This is a genomic window from Methylophilus sp. YYY-1 (assembly GCF_029132825.1).
GTDB classification, from domain to species: Bacteria; Pseudomonadota; Gammaproteobacteria; order Burkholderiales; family Methylophilaceae; genus Methylophilus; species Methylophilus glucosoxydans.
In genome coordinates this window covers 926,390-939,759 of sequence record NZ_WOVG01000001.1, presented here as the reverse complement: position 1 = coordinate 939,759, position 13,370 = coordinate 926,390, and the positions used below count along the sequence as shown (strand labels likewise).

Below are 13,370 nucleotides of genomic sequence, written 5' to 3'. Positions count from 1 at the left end.
AAGTAAAAAAATCTTTTTTTTAGATGGCCTGCTTGTTGCTAGGGATAACCTAAGCTAGAGGAGAGGCATCATGATAAAAAAACTTGCAGCCGACGCCATGCTAACGGCGGAAATGCGGCTGTCCAACAATATTCAGTTGTTAGGTGATTTACTTGATCAGGCCATTCTGGAGGTGGAGGGCGAAGCTGTTGCGCAGAAAATTGCCGCCATCCGGCAAGCCGCATTGCGTTTTCACCAGAATCATGACCAGCAGGCTTCGTTAGATCTTGAGCAGTTGCTCGCTGACCTGAGTCTGGAGCATACGGTGCGCGTGGTACGTGCACTGGCTTATTTCAAACATCTGGTGAATTTGGCCGAAGATCTTTACGGACAGGAACTCGGCCATTGCCAGCAAAATACACCTGCGCCTGGCATGCTGTCGCACACGCTGGCACAAATCAAGGCCTCTGGCATCGCGCCGCAAAAAATCCAGCAACTGTTGCAGGACGCGTTGATCTCACCGGTACTGACCGCGCATCCGACCGAGGTGCAGCGTAAAAGTGTGTTGGACATTGAGCAGCTGATTGCGGAGTTGCTGGGGCAGCGTGGGCACATGGTGTCTGAGCGCCAACTGGCGCGCAACAAGCTATTGTTGCAAGGCGCGGTGTCGGCCTTGTGGCAAACCCGCATGATGCGCTACTCCAAGCTCAGTGTGCTCAATGAGATTGAAAACGCACTGACCTATTACGAAAGTACCTTCTTACATGTGATCCCTGAAATCCTGCAGGATATCGAGCGCGACCTGGCAGATTGGCTGCCCGGCATGGACTTGCCAGGTATTTTGCGCATGGGTAGCTGGATTGGTGGCGACCGTGACGGCAACCCGTTTGTGAATGGCACCACCTTGCGCGATAGTGTGCGCCTGCAGGCCACCACCTTGTTCAAGTTCTATCTGCAAGAGCTGGCCGCGCTCAAGCGCGAGCTGGCTGTGTCCACGCGCGTGGTTGGTGTGGATGACGCAGTGTTGGCCTTGGCGAAAGCTTCGCGCGACCAGTCATCGCATCGCCTGGATGAACCTTACCGGCTCGCGCTCAATGGTGTGCATGACCGTTTGCTGGTGACCGCCAGCCATTTGCTACCCGATGCCAGCTGGAGTTTGCCGGAAGAAGTCGGCAACGAGCCTTACGAAGATCCTGAGGCATTGCTGCACCCCTTGCAGACCATTGCCGATTCATTACGCCGTCATCATGGTGAAGCCTTGATTTATCCGCGGCTGGGCAAGCTGATTAAAGCCATAGTCACGTTTGGGTTCCATTTGGCCACCGTGGATATCCGCCAGTCCTCTGACGTGCATGAAGCGGTGATTAGCGAGCTGTTACATAAGGCGGGCTACGATTTTGACTACGCCAGTTTTAACGAGGAAGAGAAAATCGGCCTTTTGCTCGAAGAACTGAAGCAACCGCGCCTGCTGTTTTCGCCTTTCCAGCAATATTCCGAGCTGGTGCACAAGGAAATCGGCGTGCTGGAAGCCGTACGTGAGGTGCGCCAGCGCTTTGGTGAGCATGCGGTACGCCAGTATATTATTTCGCACACTGAAACCTTGTCTGACCTGCTGGAAGTGGCCTTGCTGCAACGTGAGGCTGGCTTGTTGCGCGGCGTGTGGGGCTCGGCCAATATCCAGGTCGATCTGAATATTGTGCCACTGTTTGAAACCATTGCCGACTTGCGCGACGCGCCCATGATCATGGGCAAATGGCTGAGCCTTATCGGCATCCGCCATGTGATCCGTTTCCAGGGCAATGAGCAGGAAGTCATGCTGGGCTACTCGGATAGCAACAAGGATGGCGGTTTTTTGACCTCGAACTGGGAGCTGTATAAAGCAGAAATTTCGCTGGTGGAACTGTTTAACCAGGCCAACGTCAAGTTGCGCCTGTTCCATGGCCGTGGCGGCACGGTTGGCCGTGGCGGCGGCCCGACCTATCAGGCCATCATGGCGCAACCCATCGGCACCGTCGATGGCCAGATTCGCCTGACCGAACAGGGCGAAATCATCTCCACGCGTTATGCAGACCCGGTGGTCGGCCGCCAGCATCTGGAAACCCTGATTGCGGCGACGCTGGATGCCACCTTGTTCCCGGCCGACCAGCTGGAGCCCGCCAAACGGCGTGCGTTTGAAAGCGTGATGGAAGCCCTCTCGGCCACGGCGATGACCAGCTACCGTAGCCTGGTTTATGAAACCCCGGGCTTTGCCGATTACTTTTTCAATACCACGCCTATTGAGGAAATTGCCGGACTCAATCTGGGTAGCCGGCCCGCCGCGCGCAAATCGACGCGACGGATTGAGGATTTAAGGGCGATTCCGTGGGGATTCTCATGGGGGCAGTGCCGCTTGCTGCTGCCAGGCTGGTATGGTCTGGGCAGCGCCATTCACCAGTTTTTAGCGCACGACCCAGCCTTGAAGCAGGCACGTCTGGAAATGTTGCTGGAGATGCAGGCACACTGGCCGCTGTTTAATACCCTGATTAACAACGTCGATATGGTGCTTGCGAAAACAGACCTGATCGTGGCGCGCCATTATGCCCATTTGCTGGCTGATAAGGCCTTGCGCGAAGAAATTTTCAGCCGCATTGCGCATGAACACAAGCTGACCACCGACGCGGTCAATCTGCTGCTTGGTACCACGCAACGTCTGGCCACTCAACCGGTGATCGCCAAATCCATTCGCGACCGCTTGCCCTATCTGGATCCGCTTAATCACTTGCAGGTAGAAATGATACAGCGTTACCGCAATGGCGAAACCGATGAAAAACTCAAGTGGGCCATTCCGCTGACCATTAATGGCATTGCTACCAGTTTGCGCAATACAGGTTAAGGCCTGATAGGCAGAAACAACGCAGGACAAGCTGAGCTTGTCCTGCGGGGCGCCTCTGCTTAGACAATGATGCTAAAACGCCAAGCGTTGCATCATGCTAAGTGGGTATGGCACAGGCCTTAGTGGCGGTGTTTGTCTTCCCAGGCTTTGAGCTGTTTCTCAGCTTCATCCTTGGTGATGCCATAGCGTTCCTGGATTTTGCCTGCGACCTGGTCGCGTTTGCCTTCGATCACATCCAAGTCATCATTGGTCAGTTTTCCCCATTGTTCTTTGACTTTGCCTTTAAGCTGCTTCCAGTTGCCTTCGAAAATGTCTTTGTTCATCTCGAGTCTCCTATGATTACATTCTTGATTTAGATCGTTGTGACAGTCGGTGTGCATGCCATCGACCTGAGTACATCTTAAAGGCAAGCTTGCCTCGGTTCAGTCGGCCATGCCCGCATTTTTGGGTCGGATTTGGCTGACAAGCTATTGAGGCGCGCCAGGGTTGAGCTGCGCTTTCACTGTGGGCAGGTATCGCGATGCCATTAAAAGCTGTTAAGATGCGGCCATGAAGAATGACACCTTTTTCAGCGCGCTCGCGCGGCGCCTGCCTTATGAGTTTTGGATAGGCTGGCGCTATACACGCGCCAAACGCAACAATCACTTTATTTCGTTTATCTCCCTCACCAGCATGATAGGCATTGCCCTCGGTGTGATGGCACTGATTGTCGTGTTGTCGGTCATGAACGGCTTTCAGGATGAGCTCAGAAAGCGCATTTTAGGCGTGGCTTCGCATATTGAAGTGCGTAGCTTTGAAGCCGGTTTGCCGGACTGGCAGCATTTGCAGCAGCAGATAGAGCAGATTCCGGCCAAGGCGGTTGCCAGCCCCATCACCGGCGTGGCGCCTTACATCATGGCGCAAGGCATGTTGACGCATGACGAAGCGGTGCAGGGCTTGCTGATTCGTGGCGTGTTACCTTCACAGGAAGGCAAAGTCTCTGACCTGGCAACCCAGATGAAAATTGGCAAGCTGACCGATTTGCAGCCAGGCCAATTCAATATTGTATTGGGGGCAGACCTGGCGCTGGCGCTGGGCGTGCGTGTTGGCGACAAGGTGGTGTTGATGGCGCCGCAAGGGCAGGTGACTCCGGCGGGACTGGTGCCTCGCATCAAGCAATTTACTGTGGCCGGGATTTTTCAGGTTGGCATGTATGAGTATGATGCGGGCCTGGCCTTGATTCATTTGGACGATGCGGCCAAGCTCTACCGGCTGGGCGATCAGGTTTCTGGCTTGCGCCTGAAGCTGGATGACTTGTTTATGGCCGACCGCGTCAGCCGCGAGCTGATACAGGCACTGGGACCCAACTACTACGTCACTGACTGGACCCAGCAACATGCCAATTTCTTTAAGGCGATCCAGCTCGAAAAACGAGTGATGTTTATTATTTTGGCGCTGATCGTAGCGGTGGCGGCGTTTAATATTGTCTCTACGCTGGTGATGGCGGTAACTGACAAACGTGCGGATATTGCCATCCTGCGCACCATGGGCGCAACCCCGCAAAGCATACGCAAAATGTTTGTGGTGCAAGGCGCGATGATAGGCATTATCGGCACCTTGTCGGGGGCGGTGCTGGGCGTGTTGCTGGCCCTCAATATCGAGACCGTGGTGCCCTGGATTGAACATACTTTTAATGTGCAGTTTTTGTCCAAAGACGTCTACTACATCAGTGATTTGCCTTCCAAGCTGATGTGGTCGGATGTGTCGGCGATTGTGGGCCTGTCTATCCTGCTCAGTCTGGTCGCGACCTTGTATCCCAGTGCCCGTGCGGCGAGTATGAATCCGGCGGAGGCCTTGCGTTATGAGTAATTGGGTATTGCAGTGCCAGGGCTTGGCCAAGCGGTATGAGGAGTTGGATACCTCGGTGCTGACCGGGGTCGACTTGCAACTGGCGGCAGGTGATCATGTGGCGATTGTTGGCGCTTCGGGCAGTGGTAAAAGTACCTTGTTGCATTTGCTGGGCGGTCTGGACGCGCCTACGCATGGCGAGGTGCAGTGGTTGGGCAAGCCGTTAACCAGGCTCTCCGAGGCTGAAAAAAGTGCCATGCGTAACCAGTATCTGGGCTTTGTCTATCAGTTTCATCACTTGCTGCCCGAGTTCAGTGCGCTGGAAAATGTAGCCATGCCGCTACTGATTCGTCGCATGCCACGGGCGCAGGCGCTGGAACAGGCTGCACATTATTTGACGCAGGTCGGTCTGGCGCATCGTCTGCAACATACCCCTGGTGAGTTGTCAGGCGGGGAGCGTCAGCGCGCGGCTCTGGCCCGTGCATTAGTCACGCAGCCACGCTGCATATTGGCCGATGAACCAACCGGCAACCTGGACCGGCAAACGGCACAACAAGTGTTTGAGTTACTGTTGCAGATCCAGGTGCAACAGGGCACTGCGCTAGTGGTCGTGACCCATGATCTGTCGCTGGCGGCACGCATGCATCAGCAATATCGTTTGCAGGATGGGCGCTTGCAACCCCTGTTGCCAGACGCGCAAGGACTGGCTGACGAGTAGCCGTCATGTTGCCGGGCGCCACACTGGGATTATTATTCGGTGTCTGGCTGTTTCAGCAACAAGCGCAATTATGGTCGCTCCCGGTTTGGCTGGGCTGGCTAGCAGCCTTGGGACTGGTCGCGCTACTGGCGAACAGTCGCCATATCGGGGGTGTCAGGCTAACCTCAGCGGTTCGCCTTTTTTGCCGTCGGCTTGGCTGTATTTTGCTGGTGGCTGCCATCGGCTTTGCCTGGGCGCAGGCGCGCGCTGCCTGGCGCTTGCAAACGGCGCTGCCTCAGGCGTGTGAACAACAGCCACTCAAGATTCAAGCTGTGATTGTGAGCGTGCCAGCGCGCGATGCACGAGGCCAGCATGTGGATGTTGCCGTTGAGCGTACCTTCAACGCACATTGTCCGTTGCCTCCCAGGCTGCGCTTGCATCTCTACGAGCAGTCATATCGTCATGCCCCGGCCACGTCGCGCAATGCTTTACCATTATTACAAGCAGGAGAGCGCTGGCAATTCACCGTCAAGCTCAAACGTCCCCATGCCACGCGCAATCCGCATGGTTTTGATTATGCTGCCTGGTGCCTGGCCAACCAAGTCGGCGCGGCAGGCTCTATAGTCTCCAAAGCACCGATGCGCAAGCTGCAAGCCATGGTCTGGCAACCCGCTGCCATGGTTGCGCAATGGCGAGCGCTGGTGGGTGAGCGAATCCAGCAGGTGCTGGGAACCAGCCCGGCCAGTGGCGTCCTGCGCGCTTTGGTTATCGGTGATGATAGCCAGATCTCGCGTGCGGACTGGCAATTGTTTGTCGATACCGGGATTAATCATTTAATCAGTATTTCTGGCCTGCATATTACGATGCTGGCTGGCCTTGGTTATTTATTGACGGGCTGGGTGTGGCGGCAGCAACCGCGCTGGGCGCTATATGTGCCCTCCACTCTGGCGGCCCGGGTGGGTGGGGCGTTAGTGGCGGTGGTTTATTCCGCCCTGGCCGGATTTTCCATTCCGACACAGCGTACCTTATGGATGTTGCTGACCATGCTAGGCATGCTCAGTCTGCGCCGCCAATTCCCTTTTTCCTGGATACTCAGTGTGGCACTCTGGGTGGTGGTCGTGCTGGATCCCTGGGCGGTGCTGGCGCCGGGCTTCTGGTTGTCTTTTGGCGCAGTGGCCTTGCTCGCCTTTGGCATGGGCGGACGCTTGCGTCCACCGAGTGCCTGGCGGGCCGCGGTGCATACACAGAGCATGATTACGCTGGCCTTTGTGCCTATCCTGATCCTCTTGTTTAACCAGGTGTCTCTGGTGTCCCCGTTTGCCAATGCTCTGGCGATTCCACTGGTTAGCCTGGGCGTGGTGCCACTGGCGATTGCCGGCGCTATGTTGCCGGTGGATGCCTTGTTAATACTGGCAGCACAGTTGTGGCAGGGACTGGCCTGGCTATTACATTGGTTCAGCCAATTATCCTGGGCAGTCTGGTATCTGCCTACACCATCACTCTCTGCCTGGCTGCTGGCAATGTTGGGCATGCTGGTGTTGCTGTTACCCAAAGGCTGGCCATTACGCTGGTTTGGGCTGCTACTCTGGTTGCCTTTATGTTTGCCTGCCCCGTCAGCGCTCAAGCCCGGGGACATGCGCGTCACTGTGCTGGATATCGGCCAGGGCTTGAGTGTGCTGGTGCAAACGGCTAGCCATGCCATGCTTTACGATGCCGGGCCGGTCTATCATGAAGACAGTGATGCCGGTCAAAGGATTGTGCTGCCTTATTTGCGCCACTTGGGCCTGTCCCGGCTGGATTTGGCGGTGGTCTCGCACGACGATAATGATCATGTCGGTGGCATGGCCTCGGTGCTGGCTGGCGTGCCAGCTACACGCTTGTTAAGCTCACTTGGCGCAGACGCGACTTTTTTTGAGCAACTGCAGGCGATTCCGCAGGCGGCAAGCATGCCACATCTTACTTGCCAGGCCGGACAGCATTGGCAATGGGACCAGGTCAGTTTCAAAGTGCTTTATCCTTTGGCGCAACCAGAAATTCCCCTTAAAGATAACGATAAAAGCTGTGTGATTCAGGTGATCTCTGCTCATGGCAGTCTGTTATTGACAGGTGATATCGAACAATACGGTGAGCAACGGTTGCTGGAGCAGTCTGGGAAAAATCTGGCTTCTACGGTGATGACCATGCCGCATCATGGCAGCAAAACCTCCTCCAGTCCTGCGTTTGTCCAGGCGGTAAAACCCAGCATCGCGATTGCCACGGTGGGCTATCTGAACCGGTTCGGCCACCCCAAGCAGGCGGTGTTATCACGCTACGAAGCGATAGACAGTCAACGCTATCGCTCAGATCAGCATGGCGCGGTGATGCTGGATTTTACACAGGGCAATCACCCAACGGTCTTGACCTGGCGCCAGGTTGAGCCGCATTATTGGGATTGACTGCCTCTGCGATCGCCCACATTGCGCAAAAGCGGTTTTGTAACCGCTTAGATACCGCACAAAACTTGCCCTTAGGGCAGGTTAACGCTAAAGTAGCGGAAGTTTAAAAAAACCATTGGAGTCATCACTGTGTGGGAAATTATTTTAGCGGCCGGTTGGCCAATCTGGCCTCTGGTTATCGCTTCTGTGATCTCGTTTGCCATTATTGTCGAGCGATTCTGGGCCTTGAGAGCTTCAGTTGTCACCCCGGACCAGTTATTGCCTGAAGTGCAAAACTGGTTAAAGCAGGGCGGCGTGACACGTGAAACCTTAAGCCGTCTCGAAGCACACTCTTTACTTGGCCGCGTTTTTGCCAGTGCGTTGGCGAATATGGGGCACTCACGTGAGGTTACCAAAGAAGCGATTGAAGAAACCGGCCGTGCGGTTGCACACAAGCTGGAACAATACCTGCCCACATTGGGGACCATTGCCACTGTAGCGCCTTTGCTGGGGCTGCTGGGGACGGTGATCGGCATGGTCGAGCTGTTTGGCTCATTCACGAACAGTGGTCACGATGTGGCACAGTTTGCGCGAGGCATTTCGGTGGCCTTGTACAACACGGCGGCCGGGATTGTGGTGGCGGTGCCTTCGATGATTGCCTATCGTTATTTCAAGAGCAAAGTGGACGGTTTTCTGGTGGATATGGAGCAGCAAGCCGTTAAACTGGTAGAAATTATCCACGGTGACCGCGGATAAGCATTTTGCGACAGGATAAAAAAAGGCAGTCTCATGAACTTTAAACGTGGTAGCCGCGACGAAGAGCTCGAAATCAACTTTATTCCGTTGATTGACGTGTTGCTGGTGATTATTATTTTCCTGATCGTGAGTGCAACCTTTTCACGTACCAGTGAGTTGCAGATTAACTTGCCGACCGCGGATGCCAATGCCCCTCAAGAAAAACCATTGACTATTACCGTGGAGGTCGATGCCAGCGGCCGTTGCCTGGTGAATGGCAAAGAAGCGAATGGTGCCGTGGTGTCTGATTTGTCAGCCGCCTTGATCGAAGCAGGCAAGGCCGGTCCGGCAGACAAAGAGCCGACCATTATCATTAATGCCGATGGCAAGGCCTCGCACCAGTCTGTGGTGAATATTATGGAAGCCTCCCGGATGGCGAATTACACACATATCACCTTTGCCACACAGGTAAACAGCCACTAATGTGTGGTGGCTGTTTGTGAGCTGTCCCGTTTAGTGCCAGGCAAGCCCGTTGTGACCGACGGGCTTGCTTGTTTTTAAGTAATCAGAGAACCCGCATGGCCCGCAAACAAAAAGTCGATTTACCTAAAATCGTCAATCCCAAACTGTTATATAAGCGCCTGTTTTTATATGCCTGGCGTTACAAGTTTTATTTTCTGGTCTCCATGGTGGCAACCACCGTGTTGTCGCTTAGTAACACCGCTTTTCTGGCCCTGATTAAAAAAGTCACCGATGAAGGCTTTGTCCAGCATTCGGAGCAGGAAACATTTACTTTGCCGCTGATGCTGGTTGGCTTGATGGTCGTTCGTGCCGTGGCTTCATTCTTCTCGATTTACTGCTTGCGCGCTGTGACCAGGCTAGTGGTCGAAGTGATGCGCAAACAGGTGTTTGCCAAGCTGATGTTGTTGCCAGTGAGTTTTTTTGACATGCATTCCAATGGCTCGCTGGTGTCCAAGATGACCTATGACGCCGAGCGGCTATCGATTGTCGTCACGCGTTCGGCCCATAACGTAGTACGGGATATCCTGACTGTGATAGGCCTGATTGCTTACATGCTGTATCTGGACTGGAAACTGACCCTGGTATTTGCGCTGGTGACGCCGCTGATGGGGCTGTATTTATCCAAGACTACGCCCAAGCTGCGCGCAAATGCCAAACGGGTACAGCAAGCCGTTGGCGAGATTACCAAAACAGCGGAAGAGGCGATTGCCGCGCAGCGTATTGTCAAAATTTTTGGCGCGCAACATTTTGAGAACACGCGCTTTGGTGATGTGGTCGGTAAAAACCGCCAGCTCGAATTGCGCAGTGCGCGTATCTCGGGGCTGAACAGCTTTGTGATTGAGGTGTTGTCGGCGCTGGCTTTAGGGCTGGTGGTCTATTATGCCCTGGGACAATTTACGGTAGGCGAGTTTGCCGCGTTTATCGGCGCATTGATGATGCTGATTGCACCGATCAAACACATCACTTCGGCCAATGAGGACTTGCAAGTTGGATTGGCTGCGGCACAGAGTATTTTTGAGGTGCTGGATTTGGCATCCGAAGAGGATCATGGCCATCATCAGATTGGCCGTGCGCAGGGCGATCTGGTATTTAAAGACGTGACCTTGCGTTATCCGCAGGCCAAACACAACGCACTGGACCACATTAACGCCACGATACGCGCTGGCGAGAAGGTGGCGCTGGTTGGTCGTTCTGGCAGTGGCAAAACCACACTGGTCAATTTGCTGCCACGCTTCTATGGGCTGCAAGAAGGCAGTATTTTGCTGGATGGCGTGGATGTCCGCGAGTATCGCCTGGAGAACTTGCGCGAACAGTTTTCACTGGTCAGTCAGGATATCGTCTTGTTTAACGATACCATTTACAACAATATTGCCTATGGTGCCTTGCGCGAGGCGACTGAGGAAGAGGTTATTGCCGCCGCCAAAGCGGCTAATGCCTGGGAGTTTATCGAGCACATGCCGCAAGGCCTGCAAAGCGAAATCGGTGACCGGGGTGTCCGTTTGTCCGGCGGGCAGCGCCAGCGCCTGGCGATTGCACGTGCCATTTTAAAAGATGCGCCGGTGTTACTGCTGGATGAGGCGACGTCCGCGCTGGACAGTGAGTCCGAACTACATGTACAGATGGCGCTGGATCGCTTAATGCAAAACCGCACGACGATCGTGATTGCGCACCGCTTGAGTACCGTAGAGAACGCAGACCGGATTCTGGTCATGGATCAGGGCAGAATCATCGAAACTGGATCGCATACCAGCCTGCTGGCACAAAGCGGGTATTACAGCCGGTTGTATCACAAGCAGTTTCAAGACGACTGATGTTGCGGCATTGGTTTGAAAAACAGTGGCAGGGGATGGGCTGGGCGCAAGCCTTGCTGCTGCCGTTGTCTATGCTGTTTGCGGTATTGTCTGGCTTGCGGCGCCAGTGTTACCAGGTGGGGTTGTTGAGAAGCCAGGCCTTGCCTGTGCCGGTGGTGGTAGTCGGCAATCTCTCTGTAGGTGGGGTCGGTAAAACGCCGGTGGTGATTTATCTGGCGCAGCAGTTACTTGCCGCAGGCTACCGTCCCGGGATTTTGAGCCGCGGCTATGGCGGACAACACACCGGCGAGGTGACGCCTGATAGCTTGCCGCAGTCACTGGGCGATGAGCCGGTGTTGATTGCCGGGCGTACTGGCTGTCCGATCTGGGTCGATGCCAACCGTGTGGCAGGCGGTCTAGCCTTGCTGCAGGCGCATCCTGAAGTCAATGTGATTCTGTGTGATGATGGCTTGCAGCATTATGCGCTTCAGCGGGATATCGAAATTGCCGTTGTACAGCGGCCACTCGGTATCGGCAATGGTCACTTACTCCCTGCCGGGCCGTTGCGTGAGCGATTGCGCCGTTTGCAAACCGTGGATATCATCGTAGAAAGTGGTCAGGTCCCTGCCGGCCCCTGGCCTGTGGCGCATTATGTCGTTGGCCTGGAAGTGGGTCGCTGGACCTCAGTCACAGACCTGAATACGCATCTGTCGAATGCCGAGTTGCAGCAGCGGGCATTGGTTGCAATTGCCGGCATCGGTCACCCACAACGGTTTTTTAATACCGTCTCCAATCTGGGTATTAGCTGTGAAACCGTCGCCTTCCCCGACCACCATGCTTACCGCAAGGAAGACTTCCAGCCTTTTAAACAAAAAACCATACTGATGACAGAAAAAGATGCCGTAAAATGTCAGCATCTGGGATTAACCAACGCCTGGTATTTGCCAGTCAGTGCGCAAATCACGCCGCTTGGTGATCATCCTTCCCTGACGGAAAACGTCATCAGACGTTTGCAACAATGCAAAGGAAATAGGCATGAATCCTAAACTCTTGGAAATTCTGGTGTGTCCGGTGACCAAAGGACCGCTGGTGTATGACAAACAAAAGCAGGAGCTGGTGTCCAAAGGGGCCCGCCTGGCTTATCCGGTACGCGATGGCATCCCGGTCATGCTCGAAGACGAAGCGCGTCGCCTGGAAGAGCATGAATACGCTGAATAACCATGTTTAAAGTTGTTGTTCCAGCCCGTTTTGCCAGTACCCGGCTGCCAGGCAAACCCTTGCTTGATCTTGCCGGTAAACCCATGGTGGTTCGCGTGGCTGAGCAGGCAGCCAAAAGCCTGGCCAATCAGGTGGTCGTGGCCACCGATCATGCGCAAATTCTGCAAGCTGTCGCGCAGCACCAGATCACTGCAGTGATGACGCGGGCCGATCATGTTTCTGGCACAGACCGCATTGCTGAAGTGGTGCAAACCATGCAATGGCCGGAGGACACCATCGTCGTCAATGTGCAGGGCGATGAACCTTTGATTGATCCGGTGCTGATCAACGAGGTGGCCCAAACCTTGGCCAATGATGAACAGGCGGTGATGTCTACCGCTTGCCATGCCATTCATGACGAGACGGTCTTCACAAATCCGAATGTGGTCAAGGTGGTATTCAATGCCAAGCAGCGCGCGCTGTACTTTAGTCGCGCGCCGATTCCATTTGCACGGGACACGACAGATCGCCAGCAGCCCCTCACCGCATATCGCCACATTGGCATTTATGCTTATCGTGTCAGCTTTTTAAAGCAATATGCCAGCTTGCCAGTCACCACGCTGGAAAGCATTGAAAGTCTGGAACAATTGCGCGTGCTGTATCATGGCTACCAGATCGCCGTTAGCGTGACTGATCACGCGCCTGCCAGCGGCGTGGATACACCCGAAGACCTTGCGGCAGTCAGGCAGATTTTTGCTAGTAACGACTAAAAATAAAAAGCCTCACTTAAGTGAGGCTTTTTATTTTGCGCTAACTGATAAATTAGCTGTTTTTCTGACGACGGAAGGCAATCAGACCCATCATCGCCAAGCCAGCGAACATCATGCCGTAAGTTTCTGGCTCTGGAACAGGGACAGTAATTGGGTTGATGGTATAGCTACCTTCGTAACGGCCACCACCGATCAGGTTAAATTGCAAGGTGTAGCTGCCTGCAGCCAGGTTCGAAACACTGAAGGTCCATCTTGTCAAATCAGAGCCAATCAGGATAGGCGTGATAATTGGTGCCCATGTGAAGGTGTTATCTGCATCGCTAATCAGGGTGACACCTTGGTAAAGGCCTGAATTGACTTCATTTAACAGTCGGAACTCTGGATCCAGAACGCCTGTTAAGTCAAAGCTGCCAGCAGTGTATGAAATATTCACTTTAGCTGTTTTTGCAAGACTGCTTCCTGACAAGTCAGTGCCACTAAAATTGGTTGTCGTGGCAGTTGCAAATGCTGATGTGCTCACTAACAATGATGCTGCGACTAAAATATTTTTTAACATATTCGTATCCC

12 protein-coding genes are annotated in these 13,370 nt (G+C 54.3%); 10 read left to right on the top strand and 2 right to left on the bottom strand.

From position 1 onward, the window contains the following. Window positions 1-70: 70 nt before the first annotated feature. Window positions 71-2,851 carry a phosphoenolpyruvate carboxylase gene (gene ppc / locus GOC95_RS04440; protein WP_275356027.1) on the top strand — a complete coding sequence of 927 codons (2,781 nt, stop codon included), beginning with the start codon at window positions 71-73 and terminating at the stop codon, window positions 2,849-2,851. A 119-nt stretch (window positions 2,852-2,970) separates the two neighbouring features. Here the strand turns inward: ppc and GOC95_RS04435 are convergent, their stop codons facing one another. Continuing rightward, window positions 2,971-3,174: a CsbD family protein gene (locus tag GOC95_RS04435; RefSeq protein ID WP_194748330.1), complete on the bottom strand. Its 204-nt coding sequence runs from the start codon at window positions 3,172-3,174 to the stop codon at window positions 2,971-2,973. 226 nt (window positions 3,175-3,400) lie between these two features. Here GOC95_RS04435 and GOC95_RS04430 point away from each other — a divergent pair, with 226 nt between their 5' ends. From GOC95_RS04430 to kdsB, 9 genes are all read left to right on the top strand, one after another. Next, window positions 3,401-4,699, top strand: a complete 1,299-nt coding sequence (locus tag GOC95_RS04430) for a lipoprotein-releasing ABC transporter permease subunit (protein ID WP_194748329.1) — start codon at window positions 3,401-3,403, stop codon at window positions 4,697-4,699. Continuing rightward, window positions 4,692-5,396, top strand: a complete 705-nt coding sequence (gene lolD, locus GOC95_RS04425) for a lipoprotein-releasing ABC transporter ATP-binding protein LolD (RefSeq protein ID WP_275356024.1) — start codon at window positions 4,692-4,694, stop codon at window positions 5,394-5,396. Before GOC95_RS04430 ends, lolD begins: the two co-directional genes overlap by 8 nt. A 5-nt stretch (window positions 5,397-5,401) precedes the next feature. Further along, complete coding sequence (locus tag GOC95_RS04420; RefSeq protein WP_275356022.1) at window positions 5,402-7,810, top strand: DNA internalization-related competence protein ComEC/Rec2; 2,409 nt, start codon at window positions 5,402-5,404, stop codon at window positions 7,808-7,810. A gap of 129 nt (window positions 7,811-7,939) precedes the next feature. Then, on the top strand, window positions 7,940-8,545 hold the full coding sequence (locus tag GOC95_RS04415) for a MotA/TolQ/ExbB proton channel family protein (protein ID WP_194748326.1): 606 nt from the start codon (window positions 7,940-7,942) through the stop codon (window positions 8,543-8,545). Window positions 8,546-8,578: 33 nt separating this feature from the next. Then, window positions 8,579-9,007, top strand: a complete 429-nt coding sequence (locus tag GOC95_RS04410; RefSeq protein WP_194748325.1) for a biopolymer transporter ExbD — start codon at window positions 8,579-8,581, stop codon at window positions 9,005-9,007. Window positions 9,008-9,102: 95 nt separating this feature from the next. Then, on the top strand, window positions 9,103-10,857 hold the full coding sequence (gene msbA, locus GOC95_RS04405) for a lipid A export permease/ATP-binding protein MsbA (RefSeq protein ID WP_275356019.1): 1,755 nt from the start codon (window positions 9,103-9,105) through the stop codon (window positions 10,855-10,857). Then, window positions 10,857-11,882 carry a tetraacyldisaccharide 4'-kinase gene (gene lpxK, locus GOC95_RS04400; protein WP_275356017.1) on the top strand — a complete coding sequence of 342 codons (1,026 nt, stop codon included), beginning with the start codon at window positions 10,857-10,859 and terminating at the stop codon, window positions 11,880-11,882. Before msbA ends, lpxK begins: the two co-directional genes overlap by 1 nt. After that, window positions 11,872-12,054, top strand: coding sequence for a Trm112 family protein (locus GOC95_RS04395; RefSeq protein ID WP_194748322.1), 183 nt, complete (start codon window positions 11,872-11,874; stop codon window positions 12,052-12,054). The genes lpxK and GOC95_RS04395 overlap by 11 nt, the downstream gene beginning before the upstream one ends. A gap of 2 nt (window positions 12,055-12,056) precedes the next feature. Next, a complete protein-coding gene (gene kdsB, locus GOC95_RS04390) occupies window positions 12,057-12,803 on the top strand; it encodes a 3-deoxy-manno-octulosonate cytidylyltransferase (RefSeq protein WP_275356015.1) in 747 nt (248 codons plus the stop codon). A 52-nt stretch (window positions 12,804-12,855) separates the two neighbouring features. Here the strand turns inward: kdsB and GOC95_RS04385 are convergent, their stop codons facing one another. Then, entirely contained in the window at window positions 12,856-13,359 is a 504-nt protein-coding gene (locus GOC95_RS04385) for an FxDxF family PEP-CTERM protein (protein WP_275356014.1), read from the bottom strand. Between the last annotated feature and the right edge of the window lie 11 nt (window positions 13,360-13,370).

Excerpts from the sequence above, each read along its gene's own strand:
- ppc (WP_275356027.1), top strand. The coding sequence starts at position 71 with ATGATAAAAAAACTTGCAGCCGACGCCATGCTAACGGCGGAAATGCGG.
- GOC95_RS04435 (WP_194748330.1), bottom strand. The coding sequence starts at position 3,174 with ATGAACAAAGACATTTTCGAAGGCAACTGGAAGCAGCTTAAAGGCAAA.
- GOC95_RS04430 (WP_194748329.1), top strand. The coding sequence starts at position 3,401 with ATGAAGAATGACACCTTTTTCAGCGCGCTCGCGCGGCGCCTGCCTTAT.
- lolD (WP_275356024.1), top strand. The coding sequence starts at position 4,692 with ATGAGTAATTGGGTATTGCAGTGCCAGGGCTTGGCCAAGCGGTATGAG.
- GOC95_RS04420 (WP_275356022.1), top strand. The coding sequence starts at position 5,402 with ATGTTGCCGGGCGCCACACTGGGATTATTATTCGGTGTCTGGCTGTTT.
- GOC95_RS04410 (WP_194748325.1), top strand. The coding sequence starts at position 8,579 with ATGAACTTTAAACGTGGTAGCCGCGACGAAGAGCTCGAAATCAACTTT.
- msbA (WP_275356019.1), top strand. The coding sequence starts at position 9,103 with ATGGCCCGCAAACAAAAAGTCGATTTACCTAAAATCGTCAATCCCAAA.
- lpxK (WP_275356017.1), top strand. The coding sequence starts at position 10,857 with ATGTTGCGGCATTGGTTTGAAAAACAGTGGCAGGGGATGGGCTGGGCG.
- GOC95_RS04395 (WP_194748322.1), top strand. The coding sequence starts at position 11,872 with ATGAATCCTAAACTCTTGGAAATTCTGGTGTGTCCGGTGACCAAAGGA.
- kdsB (WP_275356015.1), top strand. The coding sequence starts at position 12,057 with ATGTTTAAAGTTGTTGTTCCAGCCCGTTTTGCCAGTACCCGGCTGCCA.
- GOC95_RS04385 (WP_275356014.1), bottom strand. The coding sequence starts at position 13,359 with ATGTTAAAAAATATTTTAGTCGCAGCATCATTGTTAGTGAGCACATCA.